At 59.0% G+C, this 17,617-nt stretch carries 16 protein-coding genes; 9 read left to right on the top strand and 7 right to left on the bottom strand.

Annotation, left to right across the window (positions count from 1 at the left end):
• The first annotated feature begins 240 nt into the window (after positions 1-240).
• Positions 241-2,172 (top strand): AsmA family protein, encoded by a 1,932-nt coding sequence (locus AN476_RS03635; protein WP_054459611.1) that lies wholly within the window; start codon positions 241-243, stop codon positions 2,170-2,172.
• Between the two features lie 246 nt (positions 2,173-2,418).
• Here AN476_RS03635 and AN476_RS03630 read toward each other — a convergent pair whose 3' ends face one another.
• From AN476_RS03630 to AN476_RS03615, 4 genes are read right to left on the bottom strand one after another with little or no spacing between them, the layout of a single operon-like run.
• Positions 2,419-3,915 (bottom strand): phosphomannomutase/phosphoglucomutase, encoded by a 1,497-nt coding sequence (locus tag AN476_RS03630; RefSeq protein ID WP_054459610.1) that lies wholly within the window; start codon positions 3,913-3,915, stop codon positions 2,419-2,421.
• A gap of 21 nt (positions 3,916-3,936) precedes the next feature.
• Positions 3,937-4,770 (bottom strand): 3-deoxy-8-phosphooctulonate synthase, encoded by an 834-nt coding sequence (gene kdsA / locus AN476_RS03625; RefSeq protein ID WP_054459609.1) that lies wholly within the window; start codon positions 4,768-4,770, stop codon positions 3,937-3,939.
• Between the two features lie 3 nt (positions 4,771-4,773).
• A complete protein-coding gene (locus AN476_RS03620; protein WP_054459608.1) occupies positions 4,774-6,468 on the bottom strand; it encodes a capsule biosynthesis protein in 1,695 nt (564 codons plus the stop codon).
• The gene (locus tag AN476_RS03615; protein ID WP_054459607.1) at positions 6,446-7,105 is read right to left on the bottom strand and encodes an ABC transporter ATP-binding protein; all 660 of its coding nucleotides are present in this window, start codon (positions 7,103-7,105) and stop codon (positions 6,446-6,448) included. Before AN476_RS03615 ends, AN476_RS03620 begins: the two co-directional genes overlap by 23 nt.
• 346 nt (positions 7,106-7,451) lie before the next feature.
• On the opposite strand from AN476_RS03615, the gene AN476_RS03605 reads away from it, so the two are divergent.
• Positions 7,452-8,063, top strand: coding sequence for a uracil-DNA glycosylase family protein (locus tag AN476_RS03605; protein ID WP_253279826.1), 612 nt, complete (start codon positions 7,452-7,454; stop codon positions 8,061-8,063).
• Positions 8,060-8,866 carry an SseB family protein gene (locus tag AN476_RS03600; RefSeq protein ID WP_054459604.1) on the top strand — a complete coding sequence of 269 codons (807 nt, stop codon included), beginning with the start codon at positions 8,060-8,062 and terminating at the stop codon, positions 8,864-8,866. Before AN476_RS03605 ends, AN476_RS03600 begins: the two co-directional genes overlap by 4 nt.
• Positions 8,867-9,058: 192 nt before the next feature.
• Here AN476_RS03600 and yghU read toward each other — a convergent pair whose 3' ends face one another.
• Positions 9,059-9,940, bottom strand: a complete 882-nt coding sequence (gene yghU, locus AN476_RS03595; RefSeq protein ID WP_054459603.1) for a glutathione-dependent disulfide-bond oxidoreductase — start codon at positions 9,938-9,940, stop codon at positions 9,059-9,061.
• A gap of 282 nt (positions 9,941-10,222) precedes the next feature.
• Between yghU and AN476_RS03590 the strand changes: the two genes are divergently transcribed.
• Entirely contained in the window at positions 10,223-10,738 is a 516-nt protein-coding gene (locus AN476_RS03590; protein ID WP_054459602.1) for a YHS domain-containing (seleno)protein, read from the top strand.
• Between the two features lie 127 nt (positions 10,739-10,865).
• Here the strand turns inward: AN476_RS03590 and AN476_RS03585 are convergent, their stop codons facing one another.
• Positions 10,866-11,456 (bottom strand): GcrA family cell cycle regulator, encoded by a 591-nt coding sequence (locus AN476_RS03585; RefSeq protein ID WP_054459601.1) that lies wholly within the window; start codon positions 11,454-11,456, stop codon positions 10,866-10,868.
• A 161-nt stretch (positions 11,457-11,617) separates the two neighbouring features.
• Between AN476_RS03585 and AN476_RS03580 the strand changes: the two genes are divergently transcribed.
• Complete coding sequence (locus AN476_RS03580; protein ID WP_371257292.1) at positions 11,618-12,448, top strand: ABC transporter permease; 831 nt, start codon at positions 11,618-11,620, stop codon at positions 12,446-12,448.
• Here the strand turns inward: AN476_RS03580 and AN476_RS03575 are convergent.
• Entirely contained in the window at positions 12,438-13,352 is a 915-nt protein-coding gene (locus AN476_RS03575; RefSeq protein WP_054459724.1) for a DMT family transporter, read from the bottom strand. The genes AN476_RS03580 and AN476_RS03575 overlap by 11 nt on opposite strands.
• Before the next feature lie 345 nt (positions 13,353-13,697).
• On the opposite strand from AN476_RS03575, the gene AN476_RS03570 reads away from it, so the two are divergent.
• The 4 genes from AN476_RS03570 to AN476_RS03555 all read left to right on the top strand — a co-directional run bounded on the left by AN476_RS03570 (position 13,698) and on the right by AN476_RS03555 (position 17,603).
• Positions 13,698-14,873, top strand: coding sequence for an aspartate aminotransferase family protein (locus tag AN476_RS03570; protein WP_054459600.1), 1,176 nt, complete (start codon positions 13,698-13,700; stop codon positions 14,871-14,873).
• A gap of 92 nt (positions 14,874-14,965) precedes the next feature.
• A complete protein-coding gene (argF, locus tag AN476_RS03565) occupies positions 14,966-15,892 on the top strand; it encodes an ornithine carbamoyltransferase (protein ID WP_054459599.1) in 927 nt (308 codons plus the stop codon).
• Between the two features lie 107 nt (positions 15,893-15,999).
• The gene (locus AN476_RS03560) at positions 16,000-16,569 is read left to right on the top strand and encodes an isochorismatase family protein (RefSeq protein ID WP_054459598.1); all 570 of its coding nucleotides are present in this window, start codon (positions 16,000-16,002) and stop codon (positions 16,567-16,569) included.
• The gene (locus tag AN476_RS03555) at positions 16,566-17,603 is read left to right on the top strand and encodes a 2-dehydropantoate 2-reductase (protein WP_054459597.1); all 1,038 of its coding nucleotides are present in this window, start codon (positions 16,566-16,568) and stop codon (positions 17,601-17,603) included. Before AN476_RS03560 ends, AN476_RS03555 begins: the two co-directional genes overlap by 4 nt.
• The last annotated feature ends 14 nt before the right edge of the window (positions 17,604-17,617 follow it).

Here is a 17,617-nt window from a genome sequence, read left to right as displayed (position 1 = left end):
GAAACGCGCCTTGGATCGTTTCCCGAGTGTACAGGCGGCACAGCCCTAAGACGAGGGGCCGCTGTTCCCTGTGTCACGCCATCCAACCCGCCCCGTGAGGGCGGTCCGGATACCCCCTGCAAAGAGATAGAGCTTGCCCCAGCGGGCGGTTAGTCCAGTCAAGCATTGCGCCCAGTCAAAGGTTGGCTAAGCTGGTGCAAAGCCCCTGAATACAGGGGGAAAGACAGGAGGACTGGGCAAATGAGGCTGATTTTGCGGATCTTGGGGGCGCTGATCGCGACGCTGGCGGTTTTGCTTGTGGTGCTCTTCATGCTGCCGGGTGAAAAAGTGGCCGGACTGGCCGCCGATCAGATCGAAGCACAGACCGGGCGCAAGCTGACCTTTCAGGGCAAGGTGCGTTTTACGCTTTGGCCGGTGCTGGGGGTGAAATCCGACGGGGTGGCGCTGTCCAATGCCGATTGGGCTGGCCCTGAGCCGATGTTAACGGCCCAGCGTCTGTCGATTGGCATTTCAGCCGGCGATCTGTTGCGTGGCAAGGTGCGGGTGACCGAGGTCTCGGCCCTGCTGCCCCATCTGAACCTGTCGGAAAATGCTCAGGGTCAGGGCAACTGGGTGCTCGGCGGGGCGGAGGGCGAAGCCAACCCGACAGCCGTTGCAGCGGAAAACCAGGCGGCGGTCTTGCCGATCAGCATTGAAAAGCTGACCCTGACCGGGGCCTCCTTGCGCTATCAGCCCCGGCAGGGAGATGCCGTAGAGATGTCTTCGGTTGACATGGTGCTGCGCTGGCCTGACCCCAGTGGCACCGTGAACATAGACCTGACGGCCCGGCCCGCCGGCGCCCCGGTGCAAATCCAGGCCGAGGTGGGGACCTTTGCGGATTTTCTGAGCGGCGCGGTGTCTTCGATCGGGGCCTCGGTGGCGGCTGAAGGTGGCATGCTGCGTTTTGATGGACGTGCGGATCTGACCGGAGCGGCCTCGGGGCGGGTGACGGCAAAGACCACGGATACCGCGATGTTTTTGACCGCCTTTGGCCAGAGCGGAATTGCCCTGCCGCAGGGGTTGGGACAGGCTATGATGGTTGGCGCTGATGCCACCTATACCACGGATGGTCGCATCGCTCTGCGCGATGTTACACTGGATCTGGATGGCAATAAGCTGGAGGGGGCAGTGGATGTGGTGCTCTCGGAGGTGCCGCAGTTCACAGCGCAGCTGAATGGGGGGCATTTGCAGGTGCCTGGGCTAAGCGCCGCTGAGGCCTCCGCTGGTGCGGATTCTACGGCTTCTGCGGGCTGGTCGACCGAAGCAATTGATGCCTCTGCTTTGGCCCTGGCCAATGGTACTGCGGTGCTGAGTTTTAAGAGCCTCACGGCGGCTGGCTATGCGTTTGGTGCCAGCAAGCTGTCGCTGAGCCTGGATCGTGCGCGGGCGGTGTTGAAATTTCAGCCTGCTGCGCTGTTTGGTGGTCAGGTCCAGGGGCAGGTGGTGGCCAATAACCGCAATGGGTTTTCGGCAGGAGGCAAGCTCAGCTTCAATGGGATACGGCTGGAGAAGGCCATGGCGCAGGTGGCTGGCTATGACCGGTTGAATGGTGAGGCGCTGGGCGAGCTGGAGTATCTGGCCTCAGGCAACTCTGTGGACGCGCTGATGCGCTCGCTCTCGGGCAAGGGCTGGTTGGAGGTCAACAAGGGGTTCTTTACCGGCTTTGACCTGGAACAGCTAATGCGCTCGGGACAGGGCAATGGCGGCAGTACCGTTTTTGAACGGTTGTCCGCGAGTTACAACATCGACAAGGGCAATCTGCACAATGAGGATCTGCTGGTGACGCTGAAGGGCATTCGCGCCGATGGTTCGGGGCGGATTGGGCTTGGCGCGCGGGATTTGGATTACCGCTTTGCGCCGACGATCTCTGGTCTCAACGGCGCGGCGGGACTGACCATTCCAGTGGCGATAACCGGCCCCTGGGAGGATCCTAAAATCCGCCCGGACCTCAAAAATGCCCTGCAGCCGGAGATTGATGCGGTGGAGCAGGAGGCCAAGGACCGGGTCATCGAAAAGCTCAGCGAGGAGCTGGAGACGGAGATCACTCCGGAGGTGGATCTGAACGAGGTAATCCGCGACCGCATCGAGCAGGAGGCTAAGGATCAGCTGCTACGCTTATTGCAGGGGAACTGAGCCCCGACTTCTGGTGTTTGGATCTGGATGAGCCTCGCTGCCAAATTGGCTCGCCCGCTGGGCGAGACAGGTTTGCAGAGTTTTCCAGTTTTGGCTTTTCAGAGGTAGGGCTTCAATCGCCGCCTTTGCCGTAACCCAATAGGCTCGCCTATCGGCGAGACAGGTCCGAAAGAAAAAAGGGCCCGCCGTCAGGCGGGCCCGGGTCGCCTGCCGCAAGGCAGGGGAAACCACTCTGAATAGAAAAGATCAGATCGTTTGATCGTAGTCGCCAACCTGCGGCTCGGTCCGGATCACCGCGTCGATATCGGCAAAGATGGCGCGCATTTCAGCTTCGCTTTCAGAGCTTTCGCAGACCACAACCAGATTGGGCGTGTTGGAGGAGGCGCGCACCAGCCCCCAGGAACCGTTGTCAAGAATGACGCGTGCACCATTCACCGTCACAACTTCCTTGATGGCCCGACCTGCCAGGGGCTCTCCAGCCTGATGTTTGGCGACCAGTTTTTCGACCAGGCGCTCCAGCACAGTGTATTTTTCGGTATCGGCACAATAGGGCGACATGGTGGGAGTCGACCAGGTTTTTGGCAGGGCTTTGCGCAGGTCCGACATGGACATATCGGGGTTGCGCTCCATCAGCTTGCAGATCTCGACGGCAACGCGCATGCCGCAGTCGTAGCCACGACCGACAGGTTCGGCCAGGAAGTAGTGGCCGGATTTTTCAAAGCCTGCCAAGGCGCCAATTTCCTTGACCCGGCGTTTCATGTGGCTGTGGCCGGTCTTCCAGTAATCAGCGGTGACGCCGTTCTTTTTCAGCTCGGGATCGGAGGCAAACAAACCGGTTGATTTAACATCTGCGACAAAGGTTGCATTGGGATAAATCTTGCTGAGATCACGCGCCATGATGACGCCGACCTTGTCAGCAAAGATCTCTTCGCCCTCATCATCCACCACGCCGCAGCGGTCGCCGTCGCCATCAAATCCCAACGCCATGTCTGCGCCCGAGGCTTTGACGCTGGCCGACATGTCGTGCAGCATCTCCATGGCTTCGGGGTTGGGGTTGTAATGCGGGAAAGTATAGTCCAGCTCATTGTGGCTGGGCACCACTTCGACGCCGATGCGCTCAAACAATTCCGGCCCAAAGGCCGAAGCCGTGCCATTGCCGGTGGCGCAGACCACCTTGAGCTTGCGGGTCATTTTGAAATCACCGACGAGATCATCGAGGTAGGCCTCTTTGACGCCATCGACAAACTCGTATGAGCCACCGGGGCGGGGCTCACCTTGGCCATTGAGCACGATGTCACGCAGTTCGGACATCTCGTCGGGGCCGTGGGTCAAGGGGCGTTCAAAGCCCATTTTGACGCCAGTCCAGCCATTGGGGTTGTGGCTGGCGGTGACCATGGCCACGGCAGGCACATCCAGGTGGAACTGGGCGAAATAGGCCATGGGAGAGACCGCCGGGCCGATATCCTTGACCTGGATTCCGGCCTGCATCAGGCCGAGGATCAGCGCCTGTTTGATCGCCAGCGAGTAGTCGCGGTAATCATTGGCAACGGCAATCACTGGGGGGATGCCACGTTTGTGCATTTGGGTGCCAAGCCCGAGGCCCAGAGCGGTCATACCAGGCAGGTTGATCTCTTCGGGGTATTTCCAGCGGGCGTCATATTCACGAAAGCCAGTTGGCGTGATCATTGGGTCGCGCAAAAAATTCCAGGTGTTTGGCTGCACCGGGGAGCTTGGCTTTTTCATCTTGAACAAATCCCTTGGGGGTCAAATAGAAATTGGGTTGGCTTTGGCGAGGGCGTCAAATGCCATGAGTGTTTCAATAAGCTGGGGCATCTGATCCAAATAGATCATATTCGGGCCGTCACAGGGGGCGTTATCCGGGTCTTCATGGGTTTCCATAAAGACGGAGGCAATCCCGGTTGCGACAGCGGCGCGGGCCAGAACCGGCGCAAATTCGCGCTGACCGCCCGAAGCTCCGCCCAGGCCGCCGGGCTGGGCGACGGCATGGGTCGCATCCATCACCACCGGGTAGCCAGTGCGGGCCATCTCGGGCAGGCTTTGCATATCGACCACCAGACGGTTGTAGCCAAAGGAGACGCCGCGCTCGGTCAACATGATGCGTTCATTGCCGGTACTAGCGATTTTGGCCACCACATTGGGCATGTCCCAAGGGGCCAGGAACTGACCCTTTTTGACGTTGATCACCGCGCCTGTGCGCCCGGCCGCCAGCAAAAGCGACGTCTGACGGCACAGGAAAGCTGGGATCTGCATGATGTCGACAACTTCGGCCACAGGCGCGCAGTGATCGGGCTCGTGGATATCCGTCAGTACAGGCACGCCGATACTGTCTTTGACAGATTGTAGAACCTCGAGGCCTTTTTCCAGTCCTAGCGCCGGTTTGGCATTGATCGAGGTGCGGTTGGCCTTGTCGTAAGAGCCTTTGAACACATATTGTGCCCCGGCTTTGTCGCAGGCCTCTTTCAGGGTGCCTGCGATCATCTGGGCATGATCGGCGCTTTCCAGCTGGCAAGGGCCGGCAAGAATGGTCAGGGGGCGGTCATTGCCAATGGTGAGATCGGCGACTTGGATGTTTTTCATGGCTTAAGACGAAACCTGTTCCCGGAGAATGGACGCTGTGAGTGAACACAACAGGTAGATACCGGAAAAGATCAGGAAAGCCAAAACCGTATTCTCGAATTTGCGTGGATAGGTGGGTTCCTCGCTGGCGACAGGGGCCACCGCAGTGGTCAAATAGCGGACCTGGCGGTTGGCTTCCATGCGGGTGGATTCCACTTGCTGCAAAGCCGATTGCAGCATCAGATCCCGGGTCGCCAAATCGGCCTGGGCCATCTGAATCTGCACCCGGTGATTGGCAAGCGAGTTTTCGCCTTCCGAGGCATCGGTCATCCGGTCATTCAGGCGGGTGATCACATCACTCAGGCGGCTGATATCGGCCTCAACGCCCGCGACCTTGGCCCTGTTGGGACGGGCATTGTCCAGCAGGGCCGCCAGTTCAAGCTCTTTTTGTTGCAACTGGATCTCAAAGGTATTGATCTGCGATCGCAGCGAGACAATGACCCCTTCAGGATCCAAAACCATCCCGTCTTGTTGCAACTCCACCAAATGGCGCTGCGCCTCGCGGCGTTTGCCTTCGGCCAATTCCAGGGCAGCCTCGGATTCGCTAACCTGATCAGATCGCTTTTGCTCTGACAGGTGGTTCACCTCTTCCTGAGCATAGCCGATGAGGCGGCGGGAAAACTCGGCTGACACTTCGGGGTCAGCGGCAGAGACCTCCATACGGACCACACCTTCGGTGGGATCATAGCCGATTTTGACGTTGCGCTTATAGGTCTTATAGGCTTCTTCATTGGTTGGGTCAGGGCTGAGCCGCTGAATGGGGTCGATCCAGGCCTGGGTGAAGTGGGATTTGAAGCCCATTTCTGCGTCCAACCGCAACATCGCGCCCTTGGATTGCAGATAGCCCTGCACCGCGATGGAGTCCTGGCTGGTGGCAAACTGTGTCCCGCTCAGCAAGCCACTCACCGCGCCCGCGCCATCGGCCTTGAGCACCAGGAACTCGGATTTGGTCGCATACATCGGGGTGGCAACGACATAAAAGAAATAGCCGGTGATGAGGGTCGGCAGCATGACAAAGAAGCCAAGCCGCGCCATCAGTAGGGCGAGCTTGCGACGGCGGCGATTGGCAATATCGCGCTGAATTTCAGAGATCTCGCGCTGGCGCCGTTCGGCTGGGCTCAGATCGGTTGAGGGCAGGTTGGTTTTTGCGGCAGGCACAGTCTGCGGCAGTTGCACATTCTGGCCAGCTGCAGGCGTATTGTCGGGCTGGGCTTTGTTCTGCGGCACCACCAGCTCCAGCATATTGGCGCGTTTGAAAGGGTCTATGCCCTTTTCACGCAGGAGGCGGACGGCATCAAAATCCGAGGTTGCCGGCAGATCGTGCTTTTGGGCAACTCGGCGGGCCATGCGCAGCTGGCGCCCGGTGAGCCCCTCTTTGCGAATGGCATCAATATCGGTTTCAAGCCGGGTTTCGCGGGCAGAGCTCACCTGACCCGACAGGGGTTTGCCAGCATTTGCCGCAGAGGCCGCTGCCGGGGCCGCCTGATCGGCCATTTGCTGGGGCTGTTGCTGGGCCGAGGCACTGGCGTGGCCTGAGCTGCTTTGCGCATCGGGGGCAGGCACTGGACGGGCCGCGGCCGCCCCCCCTTCGGCTTCCCCGTTCGGCGTGGCTGGATTGCGGCGAATTCTGAACTTTTTAGCCTTGGGTTTCATAGTCATAGAGCTGTTTCGCTTCTTCCAAGGTTTCAAACATATTGAGTTGCCCATCCAGCAGCACTGCGGCTGAGCGGGCAAATTTTTCCAGGGTCTTGGCCTGGTGGGAGACGATGATGATGGTTGTGGTCTGCAGGCGCTCCTGCAGGATGGCGCCAGCCTTCTTGTTGAACTCCACATCCGTGGTGCTCGGCATGCCCTCATCAATGAGGTAGACATCAAAATCCAAGGCCAGCATCAGCGAGAAGCTGAAGCGCGAGCGCATGCCCGCAGAATAGGTGCCAAGCGGTTGGTCGAAATACTCGCCAAGGCCACACAACCAGCGGCAATAGGCTTCGACGTAATCGGGGTCCAATCCGTAGAGATTGGCGATGTAGCGGGCATTGGCCAGCGCCGACAGCCGGCTGACCACGCCGCCCATAAAGCCAAGCGGGAAGGAAATCTTGCACCCGCGGCGAATTTCACCCTCGTCTGGTTTTTCCAACCCCGCCATCATATTGATGAGGGTGGTCTTACCGGTGCCGTTTGGTGCCAGAATGCCAAGAGATTTGCCCAGCTCAACCCGAAAGGACACACGGTCAAGAATGACCTTGCGCTGGGTTCCGGTCCAGAAGGACTTGCTGACATTTTCAAACTCAAGCATTGCTTGTTCCGGTGTTTCAACTGTTGACCCAATGGGCCGGTGGCGGGGACCCTGATAGGACAGCCGACGGGGCTGCTGGATCTGCCCTGTTTCAGGAATATCCCAAGATTGTTAAGGGTATGGGCTTCGATTTGGGCTTTATTATGTCGAATTGTGTCATAAATCTTCAAGGATTGATTAACCATTGTGGCATGATCCTGCAGCAACTGGGCAGGGGGCAATCAGGCCGACTACTTTCTAACCGTTTCTATTGTGGAAACAATAGTTCTCGTGCCGAAGGCCTGAAACCGGGTACCATATACCCTCAGGCCAGGGGCGGTTGACAGCGGAGAAGGGGGGGTGGGAGATGACTGAAAGAGAGCGCACCATGCAGGCTGACAGCCTAAGCGAAGAAATCAGAGCCTGCAGAATCTGTTCAGAGCGTTTTGCAGCAACCCATACGGCCCATCAACCGCGTCCTGTTGCCTGGTTCGCCGAACCCGCGCGCATTTTGATTGCCGGGCAGGCACCTGGGCTGCGCGTCCATGAAAGTGGCAAGCCCTTCACGGACCCCTCGGGGGACCGGCTGCGCAGTTGGCTCGGGCTGGAGGAACCTGAATTTTATGACCGCAACAGGGTGGCCATTGTGCCAATGGGGTTTTGTTTTCCGGGGTATAACGCTCAAAAATCCGACCTGCCACCGCCGCCGATCTGTGCTAGGATCTGGCGTCAACAGGTGATGCAAAGCCTGCCAAATATTGAACTGACTTTGGCGATTGGCGCGCCCGCCCAGGCTTTTCATTTAGGGGGCAAGGCTCCGGTTGGCCAACGCGTGGCGGGCTGGCGAGACCATGCGCCGCGCGTCTTCCCCTTGCCTCATCCCTCTTGGCGCAATACCGGGTGGTTGAAACGAAACCCCTGGTTCGAAGCCGAGCTCTTGCCGGTGTTGCGTGAGCGGGTAAAGGAGCTGATGACATGACTGAAACACCCCAAGACGATGCAACGGCTCTGGATCAAGCCTATGGACAGATGCAGGCCTCTCCCGAGGATGGTGTGGCGCGGTTGCGGTTTTACGAGCGTCTGGCCGACAGCGAGCTGTTCTTGATGCTGAGCAAAGAGCCGGAGGGGGAGCGGATCTCGCCAGAGCTGTTTGAGACGCCTGACGGGCGATTTGTCCTGGTGTTTGACCGCGAAGACCGGTTGGCCCAGTTTGCAGGTGGTGCGGTGCCCTATGCTGCGCTTGCCGGGCGCGGTGTGGTTGAAATGTTGTCAGGTCAGGACATTGGCCTGGGGGTCAATTTGGAAGTGGCCCCCTCTTCGATGCTCTTGGCGGCAGAAGCGGTGGAGTGGTTGCATGAAACCCTGCAAAACGGACCAGACCAGGTCAACGCCGCGATCGAGGAATTGTTGCCACCTGTTGGCCTGCCTGAAGTGTTGCTGACCGCTCTGGATACGAAACTCGCCACCGCCGGAGGGCTGGCCCGTTCTGCCTATCTGGTGTCCCTGCGCTACCAAGGAGGGGGGCAGGGGCATATGCTGGGATTTGTTGCGGCCCTGCCAGAGGCCGAAGCTGCTCTGGCCCAAGCCGTACACGAAGCTCTCACCTTTTCTGGGATTGAGGCTGGGGCCTTGGATGTCGGTTTTTTTGCGGCCTCCGATCCGGTGGCGGCTGCAATGGCTCGGGTGGGTTTGCGCTTTGATCTGCCTGAGCCGGAAGAGCCTAAAATCTATCAGCCAAAGATCCCAGGTGGTGACCCGGATGCACCGCCGATCCTGAAGTAGGTGGGCTCTGCCCCCGTCGCCACAGGCGACTCCCCCGGGATATTTTGGGCCAAATGAATTGGGGGCCAAGTGTTTCGTCTTTCATTTGGCCCCAAGTATCCTGGGGGTGAGCGCCTGTGGCGCGAGGGGGCAAAGCCCCCAAGGCGAGACCGGCAGCCTGCGCCGTCGACGCAGGCCTGAGTTGTTCCCGTTTTAGTTGGCGTCTTCGGCGGGTTCCAGTTTGTCTTGGGTGCGGGTGTCAAAATCACCGGCATCATGACGTTCGCGCAGTTGGCTGTGCAGGGCACCAAAGGCCCGGTTTACCATGCGACCGCGGCTGACCGCGGGGCGGGCATCTACCTCTTTAGCCCAGCGCATAACATGGGTGTAGCTTTCTACATCTAGGAATTCAGCGGCTTCATACAAACGACCCAGCACCAGCTGGCCGTACCAGGGCCAAATTGCGATATCCGCGATACTGTACTCGTCTCCAGCAATAAATTTGTTCTCAGCCAACTGTTTGTCCAGCACATCCAATTGACGCTTGGCCTCCATGGAAAAACGATCAATGGGGTATTGCCATTTTTCCGGTGCATAGGCGTAGAAATGGCCAAACCCTCCCCCCAGGTATGGCGCACTGCCCATCTGCCAAAAAAGCCAGTTCATCACCTCGGTGCGGGCGCGCCCCTCCTTGGGCAGCAGGGCGTCAAATTTTTCTGCCAGATGCACCAGGATGGAGCCGGATTCAAAGATCCGCAAAGGTGCCTCGCCGCTCAGGTCATGCAGGGCGGGGATTTTTGAGTTGGGATTGATCTCCACAAAGCCGGACCCAAATTGATCGCCTTCGCCGATATTGATCAGCCAAGCGTCATATTCGGCGCCAGTGTGTCCCAGTGCCAGCAGCTCTTCCAACATCACAGTGACTTTGACACCATTGGGAGTGGCCAGAGAGTAGAGTTGAAACGGATGCTTGCCCACTGGAAGCTCTTTGTCATGGGTTGCCCCGGCAATGGGGCGGTTGATCGAAGCGAAGCGCCCTCCGCTTTCCGTTTCCCAGGTCCAAACCTTTGGCGGGGTGTAGGTTGTTTCACTCATCTGAAGGAGCCCTGTCTATTGCTAGTGGTGTGAGATGCGCGCTGAACCGGAGGGTCAAACGCCGTATTCTTTGAGAATAGGAGCTTTGTTGAAAATTCCAATGACTGGAAGGTATGATCTCTTCAACTTTTTGCGTGTTCACGGAAAACCTGCCGTCAAACACAGTCACGTGAGCCCCGTTTCAAGGCTGCGAGGAACTGGCTAGTCTGGCTTTCAATTCACATGCGCCCAACGGCCACAGCGCCTGCGGGGCTGCTGATCCACCTGAGGAGATTGACACCAATGAAGCGATTTGCATTTGCCGCCCTTGCGGCCATCAGTTTTGGCCTGCCAGCCTTTGCCGGCCCCCAGTTTGTTGACGAAACCGGTTTTGCGGTGTCGGGTTACGATGTGGTAGCCTATCGCAGCCTGGAGCAGGTGGGTGTTGGCCAGCAACAGCCCGCTGGGGTTCCTGGGCGGGCCGATATCACGGCTGAGTTCAATGGTGCCAAATTTGCCTTTGCCAGCGAAGAAAACCGGGCAAAGTTTCTAGAGAACCCCGCGCATTTTGCGCCGCAATACGATGGACACTGCGCCTATGGTGTTTCCAAAGGCGGCAAGGTTCCGGGCAACCCCAATCTCTGGCGGATTGTGGATGATCGGCTATATCTGAATATCACCAAAAACGTTGTGGGCTTTTGGGAAGAGGATATTCCCGGAAACATCAACCTTGCCGAAGGCAATTGGCCGGGGATCGAGCCCAAGGATGCATCGGGCAATACTATTCCCAACTTTACATCCTCGGCTCCGGAGAGCTGATACTGGATAGCATTCCGTTCGCAAGGACCTTGCAGGCGGGATGTGCTACAGGGTGACTTACCCCACAAAAGAAAAGCCCCGCAGCCAGGATGGCGCGGGGCTTTATTATGAACTCGGTGTGGTAAAACTACCTTTTGCGATCGCGACGGGCGCTCATTGGCTGGAAGGCCACGCCGACATGGGCCTCGCAATAGGGCTTGCCCTGCTGCACTGGCAAACCACAGAACCAGAAGTCTTCGGTGGCGGGGTCGCCCACGGGCCATTTGCAGGTGCGTTCTGTCAGCTCCATGAGGGAAAGCTTCTTGGCCTTCTTTTCGACCTCATTAACCTTTGCCAAGGCCTCGGGGCTGATTTCATTGGCCGAAGGCTGCGGAGGCAGCGGCTGGCCGGCGGGAATGATCTGCTTGCGCGCTGGCACCATGGGGCGCGCGTCCGAAGCAGGCGTTGCCGCAGGCGCTGGTGTCACCGGGCGCGCGGGCTCGGTTTTGGGCTGCGGTTTGGGCTTTGGCGCTGGTTTGGCCGCTGCCGCAGGCTTTTCTTTTGGCTCGGCTGCAGCCTTGGCACCCGTGGTGGCGCGATTGGATAGGCCGAGGCGATGCACCTTGCCAATCACAGCATTGCGGGTCACCCCACCCAGTTCTTTTGCGATCTGGCTGGCCGACTGACCTTCGCCCCACATCTTCTTGAGCAATTCGACGCGATCGTCTGTCCAGGACATCTGTTGCCTTTCCAAGCTAATAGCGGCCCCAGAATCCTGCGGCCGCCATCGAGTTCCGTATTCAGTCCCCTATCTTAGTCAAAGGGCTGCGAGTTACAAGAGACCTTGCGCCGCAGAACCCAAGCGCTATGCAGGGAAAGCACAACAAATATGGGGAAACCATGCCGGAGCAGGGTGTAAAGGATCAAATGGGCTATGAGATTGCCCTGGGAGAGCGGCGGTTTGGCCGGGTGAACTGGCTGGGTTTGCAGACGCTGGCCCAGCGCGAAATCACCCGCTTTCTGGTGGTTTGGACCCAGACATTGCTGGCACCCCTGGTAACAGCAGCCCTGTTTTTGCTGATTTTCAACCTGGCCATCGGTCCCAAGCGGGGCGATGTCATGGGGGTACCGTTTCTGCATTTCTTGGCCCCTGGCATCATGATGATGACGGTGATCCAGAATGCTTTTGCCAATACCTCTTCCTCGCTGGTGATCTCAAAGGTGCAGGGCAATATCGTTGATACCTTGATGCCGCCCCTCTCTGGCCTTGAGATCCTGCTGGGCTATCTGGCCGGTGCCGTGGTGCGGGGCACCCTGGTGGCCTGTGGCATTGGCTTGGGGCTGGCCTTGGTGCTGCAGATCTTTCCGGCCCATCCCCTGATTGCCCTGGCATTTATCGTTCTGGGCGCGCTGTTTCTGGGTGGCTTGGGCATTGTCGCCGGGATTTTTGCCAATAAATTTGACCAGATGGCGGCGATTACCAATTTTGTCGTCACCCCTTTGGCGTTTCTGTCTGGCACCTTCTACTCGGTTGATGCGCTGCCCCCTGTGTTGCGCGCCATTTCCCAAATGAACCCGGTATTCTATCTGATCGACGGGCTGCGTTTTGGCATGATCGGCACCTCTGACGGTGCTCCGCTCGTTGGGCTGGCAATCTGCGCCGGGTCCAGCTTTGCCATCTGCCTGCTGGCCTGGGCCATGCTGCGCAGCGGCTATCGGCTCAAGGCCTGAGTGACGCGGTTGTGCGGGGCGGCGACGATGTCTGCCGGCCCTCTCGCCAGGCCAGAACTGCAGCTCCGGTGAGGATTACGCCTGCCCCGGCGAGGGTGATCCAATCGGGGATCACGCCAAACCCAAGAAAATCATAGAGCGTGGCAAAGATCAGCGTTGCATAGCTGAAAGGCGCCACAAAAGAAGCATCAGCGCGCGCCATCCCATTGACGAAACAGGCCTGAGCACAGGCCATCAGGATGCCGAGCCCTGCCAAGGCGCCCCATTGCAGAGCCGTTGGCATCTGCCAGACTGGCAGCACGGCGGCGCTGGCGATGATCATGCCCAAGGCATTGTTGAACCACAGCACCTGCAGCGGGCGCTCGCGCCCGGCAAGTTTTTTGATAAAGATCAGCTCCAGCCCCATGATCGCGGCAGCTCCCAGGGCCAAAAGGGCTGCGGGCTGAAAGCTCTCAGGTGTTGGACGCAGCAGAATCATTGCGCCCAACAGTGCTATTCCAGCCGCTCCCCAGCGCCAGGGCCCGACGCGTTCGCTGAGCAGGGGGATGGCCAGTAGCATGCCAAACACCGGATTTAGAAAAGCGATGGCCGTGGCATCTGCCAGCGGGATATAGGCCACGGAGGCAAACATCAGCGTGATGCCCAGCCAGCCGCAGCTGGTGCGCCCGATATGCAACCGCCACTGCGGGCGTTGCAGCCGGAACCGCAGGGCTGCAACAGCGGTGGAAATTGCCAGGAAGGCGAACAAAAACCGTCCATGGCTGATCTGCAGCGGATTCAGGGCCGGCCCCAGTGTCTCGGTCCCCAGCGCCTTGGCCAGTAGCGTTGTGGCGGCAATGAAAACCGTGGCCAAGGTGATCAGGGCTGCTGCTAGGGGCGGGTTCTGTGGGGTTGAAATTTCCATAAGGCCACAGCTGCGCTGGTTGCTGCGCATTTGCAAGATCTATTGCCGCCGTCATGCCCCTTACAGCAGAGATGCCCGGCGGTGGGCAAAGATCAAAATGTCCGTCTATGGCGCCATTAGGGGTTTCTTTTCGCCAAATGCTCCGATATGGAACCCAACTATGATCAAAGTCACGCCTCATACCTGTTTGCTGCGACGCCGACGCCGATTGGCGTAGTTCGGCACCTTTGATCTGTTGCCCCGCCGCTTTTGCGGCGTATTGGCACAAACCCATTCTCTTATTGTTGACCCTCAGGCCCGGCTCATGCACTGCTTTGGCCTTAACTTTCCGAAAAGGATGATCCAATGATCCCGTCCGTTCTGCCCACCTATAACCGTGCTCCGCTGGAGTTCATAAAAGGCGAAGGTTCCTGGCTGTTCGAGGCGGACGGACGCCGATTTTTGGATCTCGGTTCCGGCATTGCGGTGAATGCCCTGGGTCATGCCCATCCAAAGCTGGTCGATGTCTTGACAACCCAGGCGCAGAGCCTCTGGCATGTCTCCAATCTCTACAAGATCCCGCAGCAGCAGAAGCTAGCGGATCTGCTGGTTGATCACAGCTTTGCCGACACAGTGTTTTTTACCAACTCCGGCACCGAAGCCTGCGAGCTCGCCGTCAAGATGGCGCGCAAATTTTTCTACGAGAAGGGCCAGCCTGAGCGGGTCGAGATCATCACCTTTGATGGGTCTTTCCATGGTCGGTCCTCCGCCGGGATTGCCGCAGCCGGGACGGAGAAGATGGTCAAGGGCTTTGGCCCACTTTTGCCCGGCTTTGTGCATCTGACCTTCGGCGATATGGACGGTTTGACCAATGCGATCACCGATCAGACCGCCGCGGTTCTGATCGAGCCGGTGCAGGGCGAAGGCGGCATTCGCCCGGTGCCCGATGCCGAGCTCAAGGCGCTCCGCCAGATCTGTGATGAGGCCGGGATCCTGTTGATCCTAGATGAGGTCCAATGCGGCGTCGGTCGGACCGGTAAGCTCTTTGCCCATGAATGGGCCGACATCACGCCGGATATCATGATGGTGGCCAAAGGCATTGGCGGCGGCTTCCCGCTGGGCGCCGTGCTTGCGACCGAAGAGGCCGCCTCGGGCATGACCGCAGGAACCCATGGCTCCACCTATGGTGGCAACCCCTTGGGTTGCGCCGTGGGCTGCGCGGTGATCGAAGAGGTAATGGCGCCGGGTTTTCTCGCGGATGTGAACCGTCGCGCCGGTCTGATGCGGCAAAAGCTCGAAGGGCTGATTGCCTCTCATCCAGAGGTCTTTGAGGAGCTGCGCGGCTCCGGGCTGATGCTGGGGCTGAAATGCAAAGCGGCAAACATGGATGTGGTGCAGGCAGGCTACGACAACGCAGTGATCACAGTGCCTGCGGCAGACAATGTCATCCGGCTGCTGCCGCCTCTGACCCTCAGCGACGAGGAAATCGGCGAAGCCATCCTGCGCCTGGATCAGGCCGCCACAGACCTGGAGCAGGGCTGACTTTCACCTTTCCCTAAATATTCCCGGGGGTTTACGGGGGCAGGCAGCCCCCGTTACTGGCACCGCCCTCGCAAGTAAAAAAGCGACATCTTATGAAACACTTCCTTGATATTCACACGACCGACCCCAAAGACCTGCACGGTATCATTGATCAGGCAAAACTGATGAAACAGGCCCGTCAGGGTCGCCCCAAGGGCATGACCGATGATGACCAGCCCCTGGCGGGGCGCATGGTTGCCCTGATTTTTGAAAAACCCTCCACCCGGACCCGGGTGTCTTTTGACGTCGGTGTCCGGCAAATGGGCGGTCAGAGCATGGTGCTTTCGGGCAAGGACATGCAGCTGGGTCATGGTGAGACCATTGCTGACACAGCGCGGGTCATGTCGCGCTATGTAGATCTGATCATGATCCGTACTTTTGACGAAACCGTTTTGCAGGAAATGGCGGAATATGCTTCTGTTCCGGTGATCAATGGGCTGACAGATCGCAGCCACCCCTGCCAGATTATGGCCGATATCCAGACCTACGAAGAACACCGCGGCTCGATCAAGGGCAAGAAGGTGGTCTGGGCGGGGGACGGCAACAATGTCTGTGCCTCCTTCTTGCATGCGGCGGCTCAGTTTGGCTTTGATCTCACCTTCACGGGGCCCGCTCAGTTGGACCCAGAGGAGGAATATGTTGGCCTGGCGCGCAAGGCAGGGTCAAAGGTGGTGATCGAACGCGATGCCTTCAAAGCGGTAGAGGGCGCCGATCTGGTGGTCGCCGATACCTGGGTCAGCATGCATGACAGCCAATCTTCCAAAGAGCGGCGCCACAACATGCTGCGCCCCTATCAGGTCAATGATGAGCTGATGTCCCATGCCAAGTCTGACGCCCTGTTCATGCATTGCTTGCCAGCCCACCGCGAAGAAGAGGTGACCTCCTCGGTGATGGATGGCCCCCAATCGGTGATCTTTGACGAGGCTGAAAATCGCCTGCATGCACAAAAAGCGGTCATGCGCTGGTGTCTCGGCGTCTGATCTGGGCGAGTCCTTCAGGGGGCTGGTCATTTTACAAAACATCTGCAACCCTCGCGCTAGACAAATGGCGCGAGGGTTTTCTTTTGGATAGGGATCAACCACAGCAGATGGATCAGGGCTGGGCACTTTTGGTCGTGGATATGCAGATGGAAATGGCAAATGCGACCGCCGCCGGGCGTCCCCGTGCCAACCCGGATGCGGAAGACAATACAGCAGGGCTGCTGGCAGGGTTTCGCGCCGCCGGGTTGCCGGTGCTGCATGTGATGCATGACGATCCCAGGACAGAAAGCCGCTTTCGCCGCGATTTGCCCTCCGGCCAGCCAATGCCCTGTGCGCAGCCTCTGGAGGGCGAGCCGGTGTTTTGGAAAACGGGCTCTTCGGGCTTTGTTGGCACCGGGCTGGCAGAGGAGCTGCAGGTTCGCGGCATCCAAAACCTGGTGATTATTGGCGGCGTTGCGGCCTTTTGCGTGAACTCAACCGCGCGCTCGGCGGCGAACCTCGGCTTTGCGGTCGAAGTGGTCGAAGATGCGCTTATCGCCTTTGCTATGCCTGCCCGCAATGGAGGCGATCTGGATGCGGAGGTGGTGCTGGAGGTGACGCTGTCGGGCCTTGCTGCAGGATTTGGTAAAGTTCTGCCAACACAAGAGGTTCTGGCGCGGCTCACTGTGCCGGCATGAGCGTGCAGGGAGGGCGATCACTGCGTATCGTGATTGCTGGGGCCGGGGCGATCGGCTGCTTTTGTGGCGGGTTATGGGCGGCTGCGGGCCATAGCGTGACCCTGCTTGGGCGGCCCCGTATTCTGGGACCCATTGCACAGCGGGGGCTGACCCTGACCGATTTCGCCGGTCTAAGGGAGCAACTGGAAGCGCGGCAGCTGACCTGTAGCGACAATCCGGCGGTTTTGGCCGAGGCAGATCTGGTGGTTGTCGCGGTCAAGTCAAGTGCGACTGCAGAGATGGGACATCTGATCGCACAATATGCCCCACCAGATGCCCCAGTGTTCAGCTTTCAAAATGCGATGACCAATGCGGCGCTGCTGGGCCAGATGTTGCCGGGACGGGATCTGCGTGCCGCGATGGTACCCTTTAATGTGGTGCCTGCTGAAGGGGCTGAGGCAGGGCCGCCCGGATATCAGCAGCCGGGGTACCACCGGGCCTCTTCGGGTGAGATCATGATCGCCGCTGGGCGCGGGCATTGGGGGCGGTTGCTGTCAGTGCCAGGCCTGCCCGTGGTGGAAACGCCAGATATCACTGGCGTGCAATGGGGCAAACTGTTGATCAACCTCAATAACGCTCTGAATGCTCTGTCAGGCCTGCCGTTGATGACCCAGCTGCAAATCCGCCACTGGCGGCAGCTCATGGCGGATCAGATGGCCGAGGCTCTGCGGGTGATGCGGGCGGCTGGCTTAAAGCCAGTCTCTACCACGCCGCTGCCCGTCTGGATGAGCCCACATATCCTGCGTCTGCCCAACTGGGCCTTTACCCGGATTGCTGCACAGATGTTGACTATTGATCCCACCGCGCGCAGCTCGATGGCGCAGGATCTGATGCAGGGGCGCATTACCGAAGTGGATGCCCTTCAAGGGGAAATCCAGCGTCTAGGTCTGGCCCACGGCGTAGAAACGCCGATCTGCGACGTGGTGATCCAGCTGATCCGGCAGGCCGAAATGAAAAAGGCCGGACTGCCAAAATTGCAGCCCGGCCAGATTTAAGTGCCAGCTCACTG

Origin of the sequence: Phaeobacter sp. 11ANDIMAR09 (assembly GCF_001294455.1) — a bacterium.
Classification (GTDB): Bacteria; Pseudomonadota; Alphaproteobacteria; order Rhodobacterales; family Rhodobacteraceae; genus Pseudophaeobacter.
The sequence above is the reverse complement of the archived record's forward strand: the minus strand, read 5'-3'. Positions and strand labels throughout refer to the sequence as shown.